23 protein-coding genes and 1 tRNA gene are annotated in these 21272 nt (G+C 46.1%); 8 read left to right on the top strand and 16 right to left on the bottom strand.

The features are described from left to right. Positions 1-233: 233 nt before the first annotated feature. The 14 genes from K0H60_RS06880 to K0H60_RS06815 all read right to left on the bottom strand — a co-directional run bounded on the left by K0H60_RS06880 (position 234) and on the right by K0H60_RS06815 (position 14070). Positions 234-1052 (bottom strand): flagellin N-terminal helical domain-containing protein, encoded by an 819-nt coding sequence (locus tag K0H60_RS06880; protein WP_188870094.1) that lies wholly within the window; start codon positions 1050-1052, stop codon positions 234-236. A gap of 94 nt (positions 1053-1146) precedes the next feature. After that, a complete protein-coding gene (gene flgL, locus K0H60_RS06875) occupies positions 1147-2358 on the bottom strand; it encodes a flagellar hook-associated protein FlgL (protein ID WP_220057672.1) in 1212 nt (403 codons plus the stop codon). An 11-nt stretch (positions 2359-2369) separates the two neighbouring features. Then, entirely contained in the window at positions 2370-4295 is a 1926-nt protein-coding gene (flgK, locus tag K0H60_RS06870; RefSeq protein ID WP_220057671.1) for a flagellar hook-associated protein FlgK, read from the bottom strand. A gap of 40 nt (positions 4296-4335) precedes the next feature. Continuing rightward, positions 4336-5490, bottom strand: a complete 1155-nt coding sequence (gene flgJ / locus K0H60_RS06865) for a flagellar assembly peptidoglycan hydrolase FlgJ (protein WP_220057670.1) — start codon at positions 5488-5490, stop codon at positions 4336-4338. A gap of 17 nt (positions 5491-5507) precedes the next feature. Then, positions 5508-6599 carry a flagellar basal body P-ring protein FlgI gene (locus K0H60_RS06860; protein WP_088212006.1) on the bottom strand — a complete coding sequence of 364 codons (1092 nt, stop codon included), beginning with the start codon at positions 6597-6599 and terminating at the stop codon, positions 5508-5510. An 11-nt stretch (positions 6600-6610) separates the two neighbouring features. After that, positions 6611-7285, bottom strand: a complete 675-nt coding sequence (gene flgH / locus K0H60_RS06855; protein WP_088212007.1) for a flagellar basal body L-ring protein FlgH — start codon at positions 7283-7285, stop codon at positions 6611-6613. A gap of 12 nt (positions 7286-7297) precedes the next feature. Beyond that, positions 7298-8086 carry a flagellar basal-body rod protein FlgG gene (gene flgG, locus K0H60_RS06850; protein ID WP_011625678.1) on the bottom strand — a complete coding sequence of 263 codons (789 nt, stop codon included), beginning with the start codon at positions 8084-8086 and terminating at the stop codon, positions 7298-7300. Positions 8087-8096: 10 nt separating this feature from the next. After that, positions 8097-8840, bottom strand: coding sequence for a flagellar basal-body rod protein FlgF (gene flgF / locus K0H60_RS06845; RefSeq protein WP_088212008.1), 744 nt, complete (start codon positions 8838-8840; stop codon positions 8097-8099). 172 nt (positions 8841-9012) lie between these two features. Next, positions 9013-10374 carry a flagellar hook protein FlgE gene (gene flgE / locus K0H60_RS06840; protein ID WP_220057669.1) on the bottom strand — a complete coding sequence of 454 codons (1362 nt, stop codon included), beginning with the start codon at positions 10372-10374 and terminating at the stop codon, positions 9013-9015. Between the two features lie 62 nt (positions 10375-10436). After that, the gene (flgD, locus tag K0H60_RS06835; protein ID WP_220057668.1) at positions 10437-11216 is read right to left on the bottom strand and encodes a flagellar hook assembly protein FlgD; all 780 of its coding nucleotides are present in this window, start codon (positions 11214-11216) and stop codon (positions 10437-10439) included. 24 nt (positions 11217-11240) lie between these two features. Next, complete coding sequence (gene flgC, locus K0H60_RS06830) at positions 11241-11657, bottom strand: flagellar basal body rod protein FlgC (RefSeq protein ID WP_011622048.1); 417 nt, start codon at positions 11655-11657, stop codon at positions 11241-11243. A gap of 2 nt (positions 11658-11659) precedes the next feature. Continuing rightward, positions 11660-12064, bottom strand: a complete 405-nt coding sequence (flgB, locus tag K0H60_RS06825) for a flagellar basal body rod protein FlgB (protein ID WP_088212011.1) — start codon at positions 12062-12064, stop codon at positions 11660-11662. A gap of 144 nt (positions 12065-12208) precedes the next feature. After that, a complete protein-coding gene (locus tag K0H60_RS06820; protein ID WP_176399945.1) occupies positions 12209-13048 on the bottom strand; it encodes a CheR family methyltransferase in 840 nt (279 codons plus the stop codon). A 101-nt stretch (positions 13049-13149) separates the two neighbouring features. Then, on the bottom strand, positions 13150-14070 hold the full coding sequence (locus K0H60_RS06815) for a chemotaxis protein CheV (protein ID WP_088212012.1): 921 nt from the start codon (positions 14068-14070) through the stop codon (positions 13150-13152). Between the two features lie 204 nt (positions 14071-14274). On the opposite strand from K0H60_RS06815, the gene flgA reads away from it, so the two are divergent. The 3 genes from flgA to K0H60_RS06800 all read left to right on the top strand — a co-directional run bounded on the left by flgA (position 14275) and on the right by K0H60_RS06800 (position 15813). Further along, the gene (gene flgA / locus K0H60_RS06810) at positions 14275-14982 is read left to right on the top strand and encodes a flagellar basal body P-ring formation chaperone FlgA (protein WP_220057667.1); all 708 of its coding nucleotides are present in this window, start codon (positions 14275-14277) and stop codon (positions 14980-14982) included. 76 nt (positions 14983-15058) lie between these two features. Then, the gene (gene flgM, locus K0H60_RS06805; RefSeq protein WP_220057666.1) at positions 15059-15385 is read left to right on the top strand and encodes a flagellar biosynthesis anti-sigma factor FlgM; all 327 of its coding nucleotides are present in this window, start codon (positions 15059-15061) and stop codon (positions 15383-15385) included. Positions 15386-15387: 2 nt separating this feature from the next. Further along, the gene (locus tag K0H60_RS06800) at positions 15388-15813 is read left to right on the top strand and encodes a flagella synthesis protein FlgN (protein WP_088212015.1); all 426 of its coding nucleotides are present in this window, start codon (positions 15388-15390) and stop codon (positions 15811-15813) included. Positions 15814-15934: 121 nt separating this feature from the next. Here the strand turns inward: K0H60_RS06800 and K0H60_RS06795 are convergent, their stop codons facing one another. Beyond that, positions 15935-16384, bottom strand: a complete 450-nt coding sequence (locus K0H60_RS06795) for an LPP20 family lipoprotein (RefSeq protein ID WP_220057665.1) — start codon at positions 16382-16384, stop codon at positions 15935-15937. Continuing rightward, positions 16381-17013 carry a FlgO family outer membrane protein gene (locus K0H60_RS06790; RefSeq protein WP_220057664.1) on the bottom strand — a complete coding sequence of 211 codons (633 nt, stop codon included), beginning with the start codon at positions 17011-17013 and terminating at the stop codon, positions 16381-16383. Before K0H60_RS06790 ends, K0H60_RS06795 begins: the two co-directional genes overlap by 4 nt. Before the next feature lie 239 nt (positions 17014-17252). Here K0H60_RS06790 and K0H60_RS06785 point away from each other — a divergent pair, with 239 nt between their 5' ends. From K0H60_RS06785 to K0H60_RS06765, 5 genes are all read left to right on the top strand, one after another. Beyond that, positions 17253-18419 (top strand): flagellar assembly protein FlgT, encoded by a 1167-nt coding sequence (locus tag K0H60_RS06785; protein WP_088212017.1) that lies wholly within the window; start codon positions 17253-17255, stop codon positions 18417-18419. A 55-nt stretch (positions 18420-18474) separates the two neighbouring features. Next, a tRNA-Arg gene (locus tag K0H60_RS06780) sits at positions 18475-18550 on the top strand. 210 nt (positions 18551-18760) lie between these two features. Then, positions 18761-19630 carry a hypothetical protein gene (locus K0H60_RS06775; protein ID WP_220057663.1) on the top strand — a complete coding sequence of 290 codons (870 nt, stop codon included), beginning with the start codon at positions 18761-18763 and terminating at the stop codon, positions 19628-19630. A 193-nt stretch (positions 19631-19823) separates the two neighbouring features. Next, the gene (locus tag K0H60_RS06770; RefSeq protein ID WP_220057662.1) at positions 19824-20945 is read left to right on the top strand and encodes a hypothetical protein; all 1122 of its coding nucleotides are present in this window, start codon (positions 19824-19826) and stop codon (positions 20943-20945) included. 118 nt (positions 20946-21063) lie between these two features. Next, positions 21064-21252, top strand: coding sequence for a helix-turn-helix domain-containing protein (locus K0H60_RS06765; RefSeq protein WP_220057661.1), 189 nt, complete (start codon positions 21064-21066; stop codon positions 21250-21252). Positions 21253-21272 lie beyond the last annotated feature (20 nt).

Genomic DNA, 21272 nt, shown 5'->3' with positions numbered 1-21272 from the left:
ATTCTTGGTTATTAGAGCGAGAAAACTAACCCTTTTTATACTAAACAACACAGATGAAAGCGGTTAATTCAAAGCGCTAATTAGGTGAAGTTATCTAAACGGCCATGCTTACAACGTGAGCTTCTCAAGCGCAGGAATTCGAGCTGAGTGGATGCAGAAATATCTACATGAAAAATAGAGATGCCCATCCTACGCATTCGAGGAATGGGCATTTTAGCTCTTCAAGTGAAAAATTAACCCAACAGAGATAATGCAACTTGCGGCAGCTGATTCGCTTGCGCCAACATTGAACTACCAGTTTGCTGTAGCACCTGATTTTTAGTCATTTGGGCTGTTTCTTTCGCAAAATCGACATCCACAATACGGCTCTTCGCATCGGCCACGTTCGCTTGAGTGTTCGCACTGTTGCTGATGTTATGTGCTAGACGGTTTTGAACAGCACCGAGAGTCGCACGTTGTGTATCGATCAGCTTCAATGCCGCATCAATTGCTCCAATCGCAGTTGATGCACCTACATCAGTAGATAATGCAAGGCCACTAATCCCAAGAGTGGTGGCATCTGTTGCAGAAATTGAAATTGAAATATTTTCGCCTTCTTGATGGCCAACTTGGAAGCTCTTAGCTGTAAAACCACCACTGAGCAGTTTAGTATCACCAAATGCCGTTGAAGATGAAATTGCTGTAATTTCAGAGACTAATTGGTCTAATTCCGCCTGTAACGCTTCCCTGTCACTGGTGGAGTTAGCACCGTTAACTGACTGAACAGATAAATCACGCATACGCTGTAACATGTTGGTTTGCTCTTGCATTGCACCTTCTGCAACTTGTGCAACAGAAATACCATCATTTGCATTTCGCATACCGACTTCTAAGCCTCGAACTTGGCTATTTAAGCGGTTAGAAATCGCTAAACCAGCGGCGTCATCTTTAGCACTGTTAATACGCAAGCCACTGGATAATCTTTCCATTGATGTAGCTAACGCATTACCAGAGCTATTTAAATTTTTCTGTGCCTTCATCGAAGTCACGTTAGTATTAACGGTAATAGCCATGTTGAGTTCCTCTTCCTAGTTATACTGCCAAGGCTTGGAGCTTGGCTAAATTTTTAACAATTTATCTTACAGAGGGTTAGGTCTTTGCTTTCTGTTAAATAAAGTCAAACAGGGAAACAGAACCCACCTTACTAAACACGTTAGAGACTGCGTTCAATGCAAGCTGCTGCTTTTCAAATTCCGTAATCGCTGACGCATAATCCAGATCTTCCAGCAGTGAAAGCGCCGAAGTATTCACCACTTTCTCTTCTGTATGAGTATCCTTGTAACGCTCGACGACTTTCAGATTATTCCCCGCCACACTTCTGGCTGAACTGATCTGATTGACGCCACTGTCGATATTATTCAATATCTGTGCCAACTTCGCTTGACCTTGGGGTGTATTTGCAGAATTGGGATCTTCGATCAAAGCGATCGCATTACTGATCGTATCGAAAATACTAACTTCGGCCTGTGGCTCCATGCTGAAACTATCGCCAGCACTGGGTTTACCGTCGATCTTCACTTCAATACCATTGAAACTCACAGGGTTAGTGGCATCGAAGTTAGCTACGTTTGCAACAGGATTGTTCGCAGAATCAAGTACCTGCAGATTGACACCGCCAGCACCATTATCAGAGAAATTAAAGGTATAAGTATCAGCAACATAAGTAGCCTGATCGGCTATTTTGGCCGTATCAACATTAAATCCACCTTGCTGGCTGGCCAAATAATTGACGCTATAATCACCAAGCCCATTAGGCGCTTTCATAAAGGCATGATCACCTGGAACATTGGTGCCAAGGGCCACACCGGACTGAACTAAGCTATCACGCACGCCAGAATCACCGCTGTAAACGATCTTTGGCGGCGTTGAATTATCAAAAGCAAAGGGTTGTTTGTCTGTGCTATATCCTGAAAACAGATAATTACCTGATTCATCCTTGCTATTGGCAATAGAAAGCAACTCTTCGAGGCTATCTTTCATCTCATCGGCAATCATTTGCCGCTCTGAGTCGGATAAGGTGCCGTTCACGGCGCGCATCACTTGTTCACGGATTGATGCCGTTAAATCTTCGGCGCTGCCTAACTTACTCTCAGTGACTGCGAGACGATTATTGGCATAGTCGATATTCTTCATAAATTGATCGACTAAGGCATTGCGTTGATTCAGGTTATCGATACCTAAAGCCGCAACCGGATCATCCCCTGAGGTATTGACCTTTTTACCACTGCTGAGCTGATCCAGAATCTTGCTCGTAGCCGTTTGTTTTTGCAGCACACTACTAATGCTTTGATTAAAGAGCTGCGCACTTGATAGTCTCATCGTCACTTCTCCTAACGCACTGAGGTCAGTAGGGTGTCAAAAATTTGCTGGGCGGTTGACATGATCCGCGCAGACGCTTGGTAGGCCTGTTGGAAACGCATCAGGTTGGCCGCTTCTTCATCTAAGTTCACGCCCGATTCGCTCTCGACTCTTGCATAAGCTTGTTGATAAATGGCCTCTGCGGAATCGACTCGCACGCTTGCCGCCTTGGTTTGACTACCAATATCTTGCTTAGTCTGTTCAAACACATCGGCAAGCGTTGATTTACCGCCATTCATCACTTTGGTTTCGCTAAGTTTGGCCATTGCCAAGGCGTTAGTGTTATCCCCTTCGGCAAAGGATAAATCGAAGGTAAACTTGTCACCCGCGGCCGCCGCACTGCTATCGACTTCAAAGGTAAAGCCAAACGCACTAATGCTCGGTGGTGTGTACGCCGCTGGCGCGCCAAGGGATGTGCCATTGGCATCGAAGGCTTCAAAGGTTGGCGGCACGGCAGTGGTATCTAATTGAATCGTCAGTTCGCTACCTGTTGTCGGGAAGTTTGCCGCATTACGGTTGGTAATTTGCGTTACCTTCACTTGAGTACTGCCTGAGTTTGCCGCATCAGGGGTGATTTTGGGCGCAGCCGCGGCAATGCCTTTCGGATCTGTCATCACTACTTCAATACCATTCGCCGCACCTGCTGTGGGGCGAATAGCAAATCGGTCACCCGAAGCCATGGCTCCGGCTTTGATATCAATCGAGAATCCCGCGCCGCCTTCGAGCTTAGTGCCGTTTAAAGTCAGTGGCGTAATCGCACCAGTTTGTGTATCTCTGAGTTCATAGGTGGCTGGCGCTGTAAAAGACAGCTCGTATGAGCCTCCCGATAAGGCGCTGGTATCGTCAATATTGACACCTAAGGTTGCATTGCCAGTGTTACCTGATAATCCGCCAACACGACCCAGAGACATCAAAGGATCGTTGATATCCTTAAAGATATTGCCGCCCACTTGGCCGTTAAGGTCGAATCCTTGGGCCTGCAACTTGTTAAAGTTATCGGCAACCCCGAGGGCCAGTTGGTCGAGTTCTAAACTCGCAGGCACTAAAGTTTGCTCACGATACTCAAATAGTGCACCGAGCTGGCCACCTAACTTACTCGGATCAGCCTTTACACTCTGCGATCCAATTGTCGACATCAACTGTAATTCGTTGGGGAATGGATCGCCTGTCGCGGTATTCATTGACATAGCGACTTCGCCCGAAACCAACATAATCGAGCCGCCGAGCATAATGCTCTTGGCGCCATTTTCTAAGGGGATCACATTTACCTGCGCGTACTGACTCAGCTCCTGCACCAGCGCATCTTGTTTGTCCAGTAACATGGCGTCTTGGTTGGGTGATTTCATCAACTCGAGGTTAAGATTGGCAAGTTCAGTGCTGATCTCATTGATACGCTTAGTCATGCCAGTGATTTGATCATTGGTTTGACTGAGTTGCCCATTTAGCGTCGACTGCATCTGATTCAAACTGTTTGCCAATTGTTTGGCATCGTTTAGGGTCGAACTGCGAATACCTAAATCAGCAGGTAAGTCCGCTAGACTGTTAAGGCCAGAAAACAGATCGTTCAAACTCTGCGGCACCACTTTGCCGATTTGCGAGAAGACTTGGTCAAGTTCGCTCAACTTGCCATAGCTCGCTTCAGCAGCGCTCAGCGTGGTTTGGCCAATACGTAATTCACGCGCGGCGTAGTCGTTATAAATACGTTTAACGTCAGAAACATAAGTACCTGTGCCATAGAAACTATTGCCAAGACGTTGAGACTCTAAGGTGGTTTGTGTCGCCACTTGTCTGTGATAACCCGCGGTGTTGGCGTTGGCGATGTTATTACTGGTCACCCCCAATTGCGACTGGGAAGCAAGCACGCCGGTACGGGCGATATTTAATAGATCGATAGCCATCAGCCGATACTCCCCAACACTAACATCCTATGAAGAATGGTCATTTGTCTTCTCCTGGCAGTATCGATTTCAGCTCTTCACTGATGGACTGCATGACTTTAATGACTTTTTCAGCATATTTAGGATCGGTGGCATAGCCAGCATCCTGCAATGCGCGAATAAACTGAGTCGGTGACGCCGCCACTTTCTTGGCATCTTGATAACGCTCACCGTCAGCGATAAAGGATACGAAATCGTTAAAACTGTGCTCGAAATCGGCATACACCCTAAAATCGGCTTTTTGTCTAACGGCAATACCCTGCTCAAATTCCAAGGTACTCACGTTAGCTTTATCACCTTGCCAACGACGGTCGGCTTTAATGTTGAATAGGTTATGGCTAGGCGCGCCATTATTGCCGCGGACAATTTTTTGACCCCAGCCCGTCTCAAGGGCCGATTGTGCCAATAACACTTCGGGTTTAGTGCCAAGGGCTTTGGCGGCTTTTTCCGCATGGGGATAGAGTGTTGCCAAAAATTCTTCACGGCTACCAAACTTAAGGGTCTTTTGCGTCTCCCGAAATGCCGCCGTCGGCAAGATTTGGCCGCTGATCACAGGTTCGATTGGTGATAAGGGCTGTTCTGACCAAGTAGGTCTTGGCGTATCTATGGCCAACAAACGCTCGGGTCTATCGATATCTAAGGAAGACGTCACGCCATCGGCGTTATCCATCTCAACACTTGGGCGCGCAATCGAGGCTGGCACGCCTTGGGCTGCAACGACTGGCGTTACGGCGCTTTGGGTTTCTGCAGTTGATGAGCTTTGCGCGGGAATGTTGAACGCTTTGGCATCATGTTGCAGCTTCATGCCGCCGTCATTACGCAACACGGATGCAGGCGTAAACTGGCTCGACTCGGGGGATAATTGCTGCACCATCATGTCTGCAAGACCCAGCACACCTTTATCCGATAAATCGACGGATAACTGCTGATCCCGCATTTGCTCATAAAACTTAGTGTATTGGCTGTTAAGTGGGCTGTCGGATTCAAACACTGCGTTAGCATCACGCATGCTCTTCATCAGCATTTGCACGAACACGCCTTCAAATTGTTGGGCGACTTTTTTCAAGGCGCCCTTCTCATCTTTCTGAGCCTGGGCGCGCAGGGAATCGAGCCCGCCCAGATCAAGAAAATGTGATGAACTTGAAAGCTTTTCCATGATTTTCCCGACAGAAATTAGATGATGATAAGTTCACCATGCAAAGCACCTGCCACTTTTAACGCTTCGAGGATGGCAAGTACATCTGAAGGGGCCGCGCCCACCAAGTTTACGGCTCGCACTAACTCATCTAAGGTCGTGCCAGGATTGAACATAAACATCCGGCGATTGCTTTCGCTCGCATTGATCGTGCTGTTGCTCGTCACCGTTGTTTGACCATTCGCCAAGGCATTAGGTTGAGACACCTGAGTCGCTTCGGCGATAGTCACAGTCAAGCCACCATGCGTTACCGCGGCTGGCAATAACTTGACGTTCTGTCCAACCACAATCGTGCCAGTACGGGAGTTCACAATCACTTTGGCAGACTCTTCAGCAGGCTCCACTTCGATATTCTCGAGCGTGGCTAAAAAAGACACCCGTTGTGACACATCCCTTGGCGCACTGACCTGCACAGAGGTCGCATCCAATGGCCGCGCCATATCGGGGCCAAGCAAGTCATTGATGGCATCGGCCATGCGCTGCGCGGTAGAAAAATCCGAGCGACGTAGGTTGAACGTCAAATAATCGCCAGTTGAAAATGGTGTTGCGACGCTACGTTCAACAATCGCGCCGTTAGGAATACGACCCACGGTTGGCGTATTTTGAATGACTTTAGAGCCATCCAAACCATCGGCGCTAAAGCCGCTGACCACTAAACTGCCTTGGGCAATCGCGTACACATTGCCATCAACCCCTTTGAGGAAGGTTTGCAATAGCGTGCCGCCACGCAGGCTTTTCGCTTCACCTAGGCTAGATACGGTGACATCCAATTCTTGGCCGGGTTTGATAAAGGCTGGCATATCCGCATGCACAGCCACCACAGCTACGTTCTTAATTTTGGGTCTGAAATTATCGGGCAAGTTAATCCCAAAGTTTTTCAGCATGGTCATAAAGGTTTGTTCGGTGTAACGGGTCTTTTCGCCCGTACCGGGTAAACCGACGACCAAGCCGTAGCCAATCAATTGGTTACTACGAACCCCTTGAACATTGGCAATATCTTTAATGCGCTCGGCTTGGCTAGGCAGTGAAAACACCAGCATGGCAACGGCTAAAATCAGTTTCAATTTCATGATACGACTCCTTAGAAGGGCCACCAATCGCTCATAAAGAACTGGCTTAACCAGCCCACTTTTTGTGCTTCGGCGAAGGTACCAGTACCGCTGTATTGAATACGCGCATTGGCCATACGGGTTGAATCGATTGTGTTATCCGGTTTGATATCCTGCGAACGCACAATCCCCGTCACTCGGATAAACTCATCGCCGTTGTTAATAGAGATCCATTTTTCGCCGCGCACCACTAAGTTGCCGTTATTGAGCACTTGCATCACGTTGGCGGAGATACTGCCATCTAAGCTGTTGCTTTGATCGGCATCGGATTCCCGCTTAGTGTTCATGCTGTCTTTATAGCGTAAGTCGAGGGGAACTCCGCCAATCGACACATTGCTGCCACCGGCATAAATGGGGTCGAGCGACATGTCAGAGCCTTTTTTGATCTGATTACCCGCGCTCTTTTTCGCTTGAGTCGCTTCCTTCAACACGATAGTGATGATGTCACCCACTTTATGGGCGCGAATATCCGAATAGAGACTGGCCGCTTGGCTGTCTTGGTAAATTGACCCTGTCGCGGCAATTTTGGTTGGCGGCGCTTCGGGATATACCGGCGCATAGAAGGGATCATCTGCAATCGGCTTCTTGGGGGTAGAGCTACATGCCGTAAGCAAGAGCGCAGCGGCCAATATAAAATATCTAGCCATGATAATGTGCCTCTATAGATTCTGATTCACATAAGCCAGCATCTGATCAACCGCCGAAATCACTTTGGAGTTCATCTCGTAGATCCGCTGACTTTCAATAAGATTCACCAGCTCTTCGGTCACGTTTACGTTAGAGGTTTCTAACGCGCCTTGACGAATCGCCCCCATACCATCGAGTGATGCTGTGCCTTGGATAGGCGTGCCACTGGCACCGGTTTCGGTGTACAGGTTTTGTCCCATAGGATCTAAACCCGATGGGTTAATAAAGTCGGACATGCTGAGCTGCCCCACCACTTGGTTTTCTGCGGCGCCCGGCGTCTTAACAGAAACCTCACCTTCAGCAGATACCGTAATACTGGTCGCATCTTCAGGAATCGTGATCGCAGGTTGCAGTACATAACCCGAACCTGGCGTGACAATTTGGCCTGTATCATCTAAGGTAAATTGACCGTTACGGGTATAAGCTGTGGTGCCGTCGGGTAACTGCACTTCAAAAAAGCCAGGGCCTTCAATCATCAGATCGAGTGAGTTATCCGTGGTCAACATATTGCCTTGGGTAAACATCTTTTGGGTGGCCACCACTTTGGTACCCGCACCGATATTTAAACCGTTTGGCAACTTAGTGTTCGAGGCGCTAATGCCCCCCGCTTGGTTAACGGTTTGATAGAGTAAGTCTTCAAAGACGGCGCGGCTCTTTTTGTAGCCGACGGTGCTGGCGTTCGCGACGTTGTTTGAAATCACCGCAATATCGGTTTGCTGTGCGTCTAAGCCAGTTTTACTAATCCATAAGGCTGGATGCATAATTTATCTCCTAACTAATCCGCATTAATGAAGAAGCCGCGCGGTCGTTTTCTTCCGCGGTTTTCATCATCTTCACTTGCAATTCAAATTGTCGCTGTAGGTCGATTAAGGACACCATCTCATCCACTGGATTGACGTTACTGCCCTCTACAGCACCACTCTCAACAAACACGTTTGGGTCGGTTGGTGCCGGATTGCCCGATACCAAACGGAACAACCCATCCTCACCGCGCATCATTTGCGCATTACCGGGATTGACCAGCTTTAATCGCCCCACCTCTTCGATCACTTCCGTTGTCGCGCCCTGAGGACGTACCGAGATAATGCCATCCTGTGAAATGGTGACTTTTTCAATCGGCAGCGGTAACACAATCGGCCCCGCATCGCCCATCACAGGATTACCGCGGTCGTTATGCAATAACCCTGTTGAGTCGAAACTTAAGCTTCCTGAACGGGTATAGGCCTCACTACCATCCTTTGCCTGCACTGCGAACCAACCATCACCTTTAATGGCAACGTCAAGATCTCGCCCTGTGGTTTTGATGGGGCCTGCTCGAAAATTGGCGGAGGGGGTTTCGACCATGGCAAAAACCCTCGATGGCAATCCTTCACCAAAGGCTTGCATCGATCTGGCTTGCGCCATGTCCGACTTAAATCCATCGGTATTGGCGTTAGCTAAGTTGTTGGCACGCAATGCCAACTCATTCATGTTTTGCTTAGCTCCGCTCATGGATATGTAGAGGAATTTGTCCACAGACTGCTCCGTCAAATTTTCAACCTGCCAATAGCAAAGCAAGCATCATGCCAATAAAATTAATGGCTAATTTACTGATAAATTGGGAGAAGATTATGAGGGAATGGCTACAAGGCCAAAAGAGGCTAAGTGTTGCCGCCAGCGGCAACACTTAGAAAAGGGAGAAATCAGCTTAACGAATTTGCAGTACAGTTTGTTGCAGGGTGTTGTTCACTTCGAGGGTACGAGAGTTGGCCTGGAAGTTACGTTGCGCCGAAATCAAATCCACCAGCTCAGTCGTTAAGTCGATGTTAGATTGCTCTAACGCCGAAGAACTGATGCTACCGAATGTACCACTGTTTGGTTCACCCGCAAGCGCTGGACCCGACTCAAGGCTGGCCTTCCATGAAGTGTTACCTACTTGGGTCAAACCTTGCTCGTTGGCAAAGCGAACTAAGGCAACGCGGGATAATGGCACGGTTGAACCGTTAGAGTAACTGGCGGTGATCAAACCATCTTCACCGATTTCAACGTTTGTTAAACGGCCTACTGTCGTACCGTCCTGCGTTAATTCTGTTGCCGCAAACGGCGCCGAATACTGAGTCGGTGCATTAAACTTAATAGTCACATCTTGAGTGCCATCGGCACCTGGGCCTAACACGCCTGCACCACCCACGCCTAATGCTTCAGTTGTCACGACCGCTGGATCACTGCCGGTATACACGCCGACAGAGTTAAACTTCAACACTGAACCTTTCCAACCACCAGCAGTTTGGGCTGTACCAGTCGCATCAGGTGTACCATCACCGTTGGTATCAGTCTGATAAGTCCCCGCTGGGCCAGACACATCCACTTGCTTACCATCAATCGCGTAGTAGGCAACCCAGTTGTTTTCACCGTTATAGGAGCCGTTATTTGGCTTCACAAAATAGGTGGTCATGATATGTGGCTCACCGAGTGAGTCGTAAATCGTCATCGAGGTCACGCTGTTATAGGTTTTGGAGTCCAATGGATCAAAGGCAGCAGGATCGAGTGAACCTTCTTTCGCGTTCAAGTTCATCTGCAGGGTGACGTTTTCGGTTTGAACAGGGCTACCCGCAGTATCAGGAATTTGTACTGGCTTAGCGGTGGTTAAACTGACTGATGTCGAGTTACCGTCTTTATCTACAGGGAAGGTTTGTAAATAATTACCTGCTGAATCAACCATATAATTATTTTTGTCGACTTTAAATGCACCAGCACGGGTAAACTGATGATCTAAAGTACCAATCTCAGATGCGGTCACAAAAAAACCGCCCCCTTTGATCGCTAAATCTAAAGAGTTATTGGTCAGCTGCAAACTACCTTGGTGGAATTGCTGCGCCACTTGGCTCGTTGCCACACCACCACCGACGGCGGTTTTAGAGTTAGAGAAAATTGAATTAGCGTAAACATCCGCAAATTCAGCACGCGATTCTTTAAAGCCAATGGTATTAGCATTCGCGATGTTGTTCGCTGTAGTGTTTAAGTCTTTCTGTGCAGCAGAAATGCCACTCAATGCAATGTTAAACGACATAATTCACCTCTACATTTCACTCAATTCAATTAAGGACTCAGGTCCAACTTAATACTGACAAATTAGGTTTCTGATACCGCAAGCACATCAGAGAGCTTAATACCTGCACCACCGCGAAGATTCAAAATCGCCCCAGTGCTTGCAGTACCTAACGAAACACTGGTCACATGGGCATAGGTCGAGACGGCAAGCTCTTGAGATTTACCATCGACAAGTCCACTGGCTTTAATGGTGTAATTACCGGCACTGACAGGCTCGCCATTCTTATTCAGGCCATCCCATGTCACAGGGATGTTGCCGCCCTCACTGCCATCGATGTTAAAGGTACTGACCACTTGACCTTTATCATCCAGTACACGCACGTTAATCACAGGAATTTTATCTGGCGTACTCACCACACCACTCAAGGTGGGGCTTTCGGTCGACACATTGCCGGTATCGGTTGGGATCAATACCTTACGTCCAACTAACCCCGATGCTTGCAGCGCCTGACTCGAGGTCATCACACTGTTTAAATTGACGATTTCATCGTTAAGCTTTGAAATACCATCCACGGTCGAAAAGGATGCCATTTGCGCAATCATCTGATCGTTGTCGACGGGCTTAAATGGATCCTGCATCGACAACTGCTGACTGAGTAACGAGAAAAAATCTTCCTGTGTCAGCTGCTGACTTTTAGCTTCAGGGACAATGGATTCGCTAGGCAAACGGATGCCATCTAAAAAAGGATTACCCGTTGATGTACTCGTTGTGCTCGTAGTATTAGTCGCCACCGTATTCGATTGACTCTTAGTTTGAGTCGTCTGAGCCGAGGTCTGGCTAAGTTGGTTAATGAGGCTCACAGCTTACCTCCTAAATAGCGCATATTATTTACCCATCCCAAGTGTTTGTTGCAGCATAGATTTTGCGGCTTCAGCGACTTGAACATTCATCTGATATGAGCGAGAGGCAGAAATCATATCCGCCATTTCTTCCATGACATTCACATTCGGCTTGTAGATAAAGCCATCCGCATCCGCCATTGGGTGATCCGGCGAATACTCTTTTAATAGGGGTTTATCACTCTCAACTATGCCTTTTACCGCCACACCTTGAGAGGCTTGTTGCTGACTTTGCGCTTTGGCCATTTCAGCTTCAAAAATCGGATGACGAGAGCGGTAAGTTTTATCTATGCTGCTAGAAACGGAGTCGGCGTTGGCAATGTTACTCGCGGTGGTGTTGAGGCGGACAGACTGAGCTGACATGCCAGAACCCGCCACATCAAAAATACTAAATAAACTCATGATCAATCCCCTCTCAACGCTTTCTTCATGCCACTAAACTTACTGTCCAAAAATCCTAGAGACATTTGATATTCAAGCGCATTTTGCATAAATGCCGACTGTTCCTGTTGAATATCAACAGTATTGCCATCTCCAGTATCTGGCTGATTTGGCACACGGAACTTCACGTATTGTCCCGTTAATTGTGCAAGGCCAAAATGCTGCTCATCGCCAGTCATCTCAAGGCTATTGCGCTGCTGTTGCTGGGTTTTAGCAACATTTAAGGCCGCAGAAAAATCGACGTCACGGGCTTTATAATGTGGCGTATCAGCGTTTGCGATATTGCTAGAAATCACTTCGGCACGCTCGGCACGGATCCCCAACGTAAATTGGTGTACCCCTAATGCCTTATCAAAACTAATCGCCATAAAATTGCCTCCATCGTGACTCTCACGGGAACAAAGCAATTCATGTGCCAAAAAGTAGTAATTAATCGAAATGTGTAGATATGAGGTTTTGCGAGGTAAAAAATTACCGACTAATGTCGGTAATTTTTATTTAATATCATTTAATTAGGTTTTCTTCTGGTAATAAATACCAGGGTTGCAACGCACCATGTCAAACTCATCGGTCAGGCCTGCAATGGATTCTGACGCGCCGAGAAAAAGTATGCCCTTCGGATTTAATGCGGCAGCAAATTGCCGCAAAATTTTTGCTTTTGCCTCAGGGGCAAAATAGATCAGCACATTTCGACAGAAAATAATGTCGAACTTGCCCAGCAAAGTGTAACTCTCAAGCAGGTTATGGGCGCGGAAATTGACTAAACGCTTAACGTTGTCTTTTACCCGCATGTTGCCAGAGGGCAAAGCATCAAAAAACTGGCGCTTACGTTCCTCCGATAGGCCACGCGCTAGCGCCAAGCTATCGTATTCAGCATTCTTACAGCGTTCCAACATAGAAGGCGAAAGATCGGTCGCTTGAATTGAAGCGCCTCCCGGCAAAGCTCCCGGCTTCTTCTGTTGATATTCTAAAATCGTCATTGCCAACGAGTAAGGCTCTTGACCAGACGAACAGGCAGCCGACCATATCTTTAATGGACGGCCCAACTTACTGTATTCAGGTAGCAATACATTGCCTAGTAACTCAAACGGATAGCGGTCACGGAACCAAAGCGTTTCATTGGTCGTCATAGCATCAATGACTTCCGCCCGCAACGCGCGCTCCGTTGGCTTCATCGAATGTTTCACCACATCGGATAACGAAGGCAGATTATATTTGCCCATCAAAGGCGCGAGACGGCTACGCACTAGGTACTGTTTATTTTCCCCCAGTACGATGCCGCTGTGTTGTTCTAAGAACAACCTAAATTGATTATATTCGGCTTCAGCGAGTGATTTGTCAGGCACATTCACGTCCTAGATCCTATAGCAAGCACCCAAATAAGTGCCAACAATCATGTAATAAGGGCTAGATTATAGCGTAAAGCACCACTAGGCACTAACCCACACTTTCACTACAAACTTAAATGCTTGTTCACTGCCGCAGCTAATTCGTCTGGGTTAAATTTGGCGATAAAATCATTAGCGCCCACTTTTTGTACCATAGCCTGATTAAACACGCCGCTTAACGAGGTATGTAGTACCACCTTGATATGCTTAAGCTTTGGATCGTCGCGGATCTCTGCCGTTAAGGTATAACCATCCATTTCTGGCATTTCAATATCCGAGATAATCAGCGGGATTTCCTCGGCAACATTATTCATTTCACCCGCAATAGCTTTTAACTTATCGAGCGCTTCACGGCCATCTTTTGCCGTATCAATCTGTAAGTTTAACGACTCGAGCGCGCGAATAATTTGTTTACGAGCCACCGCCGAATCATCAATCACCATAATATGGTAATGCTGACTTCTATCGATTGTCAGTTGCTCATTCACTTCTTCACTGATTGCAGTTTTAACTGGTGAAATTTCATCTAGGATTTTTTCAACATCAAGAATTTCAACCAGTTCACCTTCGATTTCAGTGACTGCAGTTAAGTAGGAATAGCGACCAGCCCCTTGTGGTGGCGGCATAATGGCTTCCCAATTCATGTTGATGATACGTTCAACTGAACTGACTAAGAAACCTTGTACGCTGCGGTTATATTCTGAAATGATGATAAAGCAATTTTCAGTGCTGGCTAACGGACGCCCGCCGGTTGCAGCACTCAGATCGATTACCGAAATAGTCGTGCCGCGAATATGGGCGACACCTTTGACGTAAGGATTAAGTTTAGGCAAAGTCGTTAACGGTGGACATTGCAAAACTTCTTTTACTTTGAATACGTTAATCCCAAAACGTTGACGACCATTCAACTTAAATAGCAATAGTTCTAGTCGGTTTTGACCTACGAGTTGGGTTCGTTTGTTGACTGAATCAAGAATACTCGACATAACTCTGCCTTGTTGTTCTGTTTATGTACGGCCCTAAACTCGTTTGAGTATAGGCATATTAATTGCTTACGTCTTGTTATCGATAACCATAGTTGAAACTGAGTCAAACTTCTGACACGAAATCTTGGCCGTTATGGCATGGAACAGTTTCAAACTTGATAAAAGTATAGGTGCATTCTGGCGTTACAAGCTAGTCTCTTCATTATGAAAGTAAATTTAGTCTATTTTTTGAGTATCATCGCCCTTTCCTTCGCCACTAAGGCCAATGCCGAGCCCGTGGTACCTAGCATATCGGCGATATCCGAATTAGCTAAAGCTCTTATTAATGAAAAGATTTCAGAGCCATCTAACGCTAAAGTTGAAATCCTTCCGCAAACGATAGACAGTCGTTTGCTCCCTTCTCAATGTGCCTCCCCCATTCGAGTCGAGCTCGCCTCCGACCGAGAGATCAGCCGCAATAACACGGTAAAAGTCAGCTGTGATACACCCGATTTAGCCTACCCTTGGCAGATTTTTATGTCGGTGCGGGTCGATATTCTTTTCCCGGTTGTGGTCGCCAGCGAAACACTGGCACCTGGCGAACTGATCAGCCCAACACAGGTTGAAATCCGTTACGTCGACCAAAATAGTTTACGCGGTATGCAATTTAGCGATACCAGCCAACTTTCAGGAGTACGGGTAAAACGGCGTGTCGCCAAAAACTTCCCTATTTTTGCCAATAACCTTTGTTTTGTTTGTAAGAATGATTCAGTATCAATTTATGTGCGTTCCAGCAATTTTGTGCTAAAAACCGTAGGCGAAGCGCTACAGGATGGTAATATTGGTGACCAAATTAGGGTCAAAAATAGCAGTTCAAACAAAGTACTAGATGCCATAGTCACGGCCATTGGCGAAGTCGAAGTTAGAATGTAAAATAAACTAAAGCTTTTCGATGAGCTGCCGATACCCCAGTTAAGAAATCCCCGTATACACGACGCTGGAGCCTAAAATGGCAATTGATATTAGCAAATTTAACGCCGGAGCGGCCGCGCAAGTCCGTTCAAACACAACAAAGAAAAGCAACGAAAGTGAGCAATCGACTCAGGTTGCAGCTAAATCGACTCAACAGAAAGGTGACTCAGTTGTCATTACGGCTCAAGCTCAACAGCTACAAGGAGCTCAAACCAAAATGGCCAGCCTACCTGAAGTAGACCAAAAGAAAGTCGCTGAGATTAAACAAGCGATTGCCGAAGGTCGCTATAAAATTGACCCCGAAAAGTTGGCGGCCAACATTGCCAGCTTCGAAGCTGAATTGAATGACCTCAATAAAGAGTAACTATGACAGAAATAGCTAAACTGGTAGATCAACAACACGCCCATTTGGCTGTTCTTAAACAGATTATTCTTAAGGAAAAAGGCGCTTTGGTTGACCAAAACGCCGATTTGCTTTTATCGCTTGCGGAGCAAAAATCATCATGCCTGCAAGAACTTAAGGCCAATGATGACTTACTGGCCAATCACAGCGATAAATCCTTACTCACCTCGCAAGTAGAACTATCCCATAAAATGGCCGCCGTAAAAGAGGCCCTTGCCGAATGTAAGGATCTAAACGCTCAAAATGCCAGTCTGATCGAGATGAATCTAGCGAGTCTAAACCGTTTTGCCCAAGCCTTACAGGCGAGCCGAAACGCAACTACTCTGACTTATAACGATAAAGGCAGAACCTCGACCCTTTCTAGCTTAGGCAATGATTTAAAAGCGTAAATCATGCATCATAAGTAAACGGGATATAAACAAAAGCCGCGCTCAACTGAGCACGGCTTTTGTTTATCGGTACAGCACGACGAGCAGTCATCCTGACCTAGCGCTAAAACCTACCCTAGCGCTAAAAATAGGTAACCTCTTTAATTCTTTGTGGACGACTCTGCTGTTGGTAAATCTGCCATACCTTGGCAAAATCAAGTTCTAACTCAGTGACATAGTGGTCCCCTGCCGGATAGCTTTTTACCACTCTCGCGCCGCGGATCACCCCAGTCACAGACGCTTTAACATTATCATCTGTCAGCATCCAATCACTCACGCTACTATTGGCGGTGATCTTCTGTCCATACACTTGTTCAGCCAGTTCACGATAAGCCACGATTTTTGACGCCTGCATCGCCATCAAAACTCGTTGGGACTGCTCTTTGGCCGGTTGAGTCGCTAGCGGGGCGTAACCTATTGCCGTCAGTTTAGGAAAACTACTCGGGGGCACATCTTCCCACTGAACATATCTATCTTTAGTTGCACACCCAGTAAGAAGGAGCGCCGCAACAATTAATAAGTAGCGTTTCATTTTCCATCTCCTAACACTCGAACCTCATTCATACCTGGGGTCGACTGGCGATATAAAATCCCATCCTGAGAAATAACTTGCTCAGAGGGCTGCATGTAATTGCTTAATTCTTTTTGGGTAACAAAGGTTTGAGAGGCTGATACCACACGATTGTTACTTAGGGTGACAATCCGAGTATTGATTGCCATGCCATTGGTTGTCGGGCTCATGGTCGACACCACGATATGATCAACGGGTAAATTGGTCGAAAGCTTTTGCCAATCGCGCGTCAAAATAAAATCGCCATTCGCAGTGACACTCAGGCCATCACCTAAATTCAAGTCCACCACATTAAACATAAAGCTATGCAAAGATGTCATCAGCCCTTGCTGCAGCTGCTGCGCCAGCGCATTGGTGCTACTCAAATCCCCAACTAACACAGGCGTGGCAACAACGATAGGTTGGTCGGGACGTAGTGCATCATTCTGTTTGACTAACTCAGTCACAATTCGCTGCGCGAGATGATTAATCGTCGCCGTAGGCGGCAAACCATTGCCGTCTGCTAAGCTAGGTTTGGGCGGTGCCACGGGTTTAGTCGCACACCCAACCAGCACTAACAGTGCCAGAGGAATGAATGCACGCTTCAGCATAGGAGTAACCTCATCATCAATATCAATGTGGCTCGGTGGGAGCCGCAATCTTTGCCATAAAGCAAGCAAGTATTAGACCAAGTCAAAATAATGCGCTTAATGAACTCTCCAGATTATCGACAAATCTATTGATAACTTTATCCCTATACCACGATAAATCAGGCATACAATTTGCTTAGAGTCATAAAGCACTGCCAGTAAACTGACTCATACCAGCAAATTTAGTTAAGGGCTTATTGATGAACATACTAAGAAAGAACTTGCTCATAATCAGCAGCCTACTGCTATTTGCTGCACAGGCAAACGCCGAATGGGTCGAGGCCAGTGGCGAAGCGGTGATCACCAATGGCAATATCGCCCAAGCGCGTGAAGAAGCCATCAATCAGGCTGTGAGTTATGCCACACTCAGTACGGGTATCCAAATCAGCAGTGAGCAGCAAACGACTAACGGCAATCTGACGCAAAACAGCTTTGCGATTAATCGTTATGCTCAGGCGATTAGCATCCAATTGGTGAGCGAGCGCATTGAAGGCAGCAAAATTTATGTTTCCCTCAGGCTCGATCTTAATGATGACCCCACCCAGCAATGCCCTGCTGGGCAGTTAAAAGCCGCCATCTTAATCCCCCAAGCGCAAATAAAAGACCGTGCACAGTTACGCTACGGACAACTCTCTGGATTTGAAGAAGTCATCTCCGAGAAACTGGGTAATAGCATTGATGGCTACTCATCCACTGGTTTTAGCCATATCCATGCCAAAGAACGGCTTGATATCGCACAGGAACTTGTCGATATCCGCGGCTATCGACTCCCCAGTTGGTTAAGTGAAATCACCGATAGCCAATATATTTTATTGCCACAAATCATCGACATATCAACTGAGCCTGTGCAATCTACCTTTATGGGATGGTGGGACGAAGCGCCACTCAGACAATTCCAATTTAAGCTCAGTCTCTATCACGGCATTAGCGGCGAGGAAGTGTGGAGCAAAACCTACAGTACCTCTGCCCCCTGGGAGTTTGAAGAACAAGCCATTATTGCCCCTAATAGTGACCGATTTTGGCGTTCATCCTATGGTAGAAATATTAGCCAAATCATGCAAGAAGCAACTCGAGATATAGACAACACGCTCAATTGTAGGCCACTGTTGGGGCAAGTCGTCAGCCGTCAAGGCGACAGGATTATCCTCAACTTAGGTCGCAAACACGGCATTCGAGTTGGTGATAAATTCCAGGTCGTGTTACAACAAAACTTGCCCGATAGGCTCAACGAAATGCGTGCCGTCGCCACCAAGAGCCGGGCAACGGTAAAAATCGAACAAGTCAGCGAAGAAAGTGCAACGGCAGTCCTCGTTGACCAAAATGCGGCTTACAATGTACAGATAAACGACATCGCGCTTAAGATTTAAGCAACTAAATCATAAGCCTTTTAATCAAAGATAAAACCAGTATAATCACAGGCGTCTCTTCATAGCTCAACAGGATAGAGCAGCCGCCTCCTAAGCGGCCGATCGGGGTTCGAGTCCCTGTGGAGAGACCATAAAACTATTTTTATCTATAAAATTCAACAATTTACGAAAAACCAAAAATCCTGTGCCGCCTATGTGCCGCCATAGGTATGACGTTTTTTAGAATTTTTTTCGTAACATTTTCAAAAATCCTCGTTTTGCCCTGTTCATCTCAGTTATAGACAATTAACCCTATTTTTAATACTTTTCCCTATGAGTTAACGAACAGGGAAAATAGCTTTATGACGGAAACTTCATCGCAAGAAAAGTTCACTAAAACGCTTGAAGGGATCATCGAGCAAAACGCCATTCCTGAAAAACCTGACTTCTTAAAAGTTCTTTACTCTCTTCCAGATTCTCCCGAAAAAGACCAAATGTTCGAAGACATGGAAATGATGTTTAGCGCCATGACTAAGCCTTCTTCTGTCTCCGATAAAATCCCCCGAGGAACTTCAGAAGATACAGCAGCAAAAGAATTAGCAAAATGTCCCGACAGCCAGAACATCCTTGCTGAAGAACAGCAGACCATAGTTCAGCTTTTTAGTGAGATGCTGTCACTCCCTCCAAGCGATGAACCACTCCCCGAAATGGACACTGTTCGAAAGTTTGCCAATGCCGATTTTCCAATTCAGGCAGATGCCAGTGATGAGGATGAGGCAGCATTGCTTACCTTAATCAATAGCCAACCAGAAGCAATTGCCGAATTTTTGCAGGCGATGATGGCTTGTCATATGGCAGGGCTGAATAAAGCAGCCAACCTACTAAATCGCCTTTTCGCAAAACAGGTATTGATCATTGAAAATGAAAGTTACCAATCACTTCAAGAAGAGGTAACCAAACATAGAGGGGTAATTGAAACGTCAGGTAGCCATTCGTCAAAAGGACAAGATAAACGTCACTCAAAGAATCGGTTGCGAAAAGATTTTGCTCTTAAACTTTATTCTGAAAAGCCATCCAAAAATCCCAAGCAAGCCTCACAAAGATTTTTTAAAGATATTAACCAGTATGCTAATAGTATTGGTCATCCATTCACCAGCGAGTACCAAGGGATAGAGACTGTATATCGTTGGTTTTTAAAAGCCAAAAATAACCAAACAAGCAGCGATACTTGAATCTATGTGATAGATCAGATAGATTCATTTTAGGCGCCCGCCCCACTTACATGCGAGTGAAAACAGGCTATAAGAGAAAAATCTCTGCTCAAAATAAAGCCCAATTTACATAAATGACTAGGTTGAGAAGCCTCGCCGTAATCGCATGTGGTTATGCTTAAATGCAATTCGCACTCAGCCGCGGAGTCTATTTATGTGTTCACTATCTAACCACGCACACAACATTCACAACAAAGCTAAAAATTTAGCTAAATGCAAAATCAGCCGAGCGCAAATATTTGAGTTGATTGCAGCCTATTACGGGCAAAAGAGTTTTGCAGCGCTCAAAAATTCTGATGTAAGTACAAAGCTTGAAAAGCCTAATTCTGATGAAGCAAATGTTCGCTGCATTCAGAGAGCTATTTCTATGGGAGTAAATCATGAGACCAGCAAGGAATTATCTCTGATAGTGACTTGTGAATTGGATTCAGTAAACTCAGTCAATCCCGCACTGATCAATCGCCAAGTTCTTAGCTACCTAGAAAGTAACATTGAGCTTAATGAGCAGTATTTTTATTTTGAAGGATTAAAAATCTATATCCCTTCAATGTTTGTAGCTCTAAAAAATGCTTCAAATAATGGGGTTAAAGATTCTCAGCTTTTAGAGTTGTTACTATTAGTTGAACACTACGCAAGTGTCACGCAGGGGGAATACAGCGAACACTGGTATCAACGTCAACTCGCAGGTGAAGAGTTAGGGGAAGCTCAAAAGAAATGGGCTGACAATTACGCTGAGTTGTTACCAGCAAAACAGGCTTTAGACACCTTTGTAAAAATCCATTCAATCAGTGATCTCCCAACGCCAAATATCGAAGAACTCATATCATCCAAAATATTTACAAGCATTAAACAATCGATCTGCTACCAAGTTAATGCTGAGTTTGTAGTAAATGTAGCTATTGAACTGTGGGGACTAGATGAGTACGCATTATCTGAACAACAATCAGAATTTATTTCTCAGTGGAAAACCTTAGCGACCTTTCAAGAACCTTATAGAGAACAGTTAGCAGAGTTAGTTGAGTCCGAAACAGATCTTATAAAACAGCATTCATGGTTAGAGTTTGCTAAAGCAAATCATATTGATCTAGAAAGGGATGATATGTACCTAGTTAACTCATATACAGGCGAGATTTGGGAACATGATTTCGATGGCCCTGTATTTGCTGATGGTTATAGCGGGCTCACTCTCCCACAACTACCTTCTGAGCATGAGCCACTGGTAGCCAAACGAGTTGAAGCCATGCTCAATATTCAGAAACAACTCTCAAGGCTGTAATCTGTTGAAAGGTGTTTCTCACCCTGAGAAACACCTTTTTGAGCCTGACAAACGCATACACCCTAACCCCTCACGATTATCTTAACTCCTGACAAATCCACATTAATCAGGAGTTACCATGAACGATCTATTACTCAGCCCGACCGAGGTCGCCGAATTTCTCGGAGTCACCATCGGCACCTTATCCGTTTGGCGCTGTACTGGCCGATACCCATTGCGCTTTGTTAAAGTTGGCCGCAGCGTTAAGTACCGCCAAAGCGATGTTGAATCCTTCGTTAACGGGAGGGTTTATGATCACACTCTTTAAATTCGGTTTCCTGTTTTGCG

Source organism: Shewanella mangrovisoli (assembly GCF_019457635.1).
Taxonomy (GTDB): Bacteria; Pseudomonadota; Gammaproteobacteria; order Enterobacterales; family Shewanellaceae; genus Shewanella; species Shewanella mangrovisoli.
The sequence above is the reverse complement of the archived record's forward strand: the minus strand, read 5'-3'. Positions and strand labels throughout refer to the sequence as shown.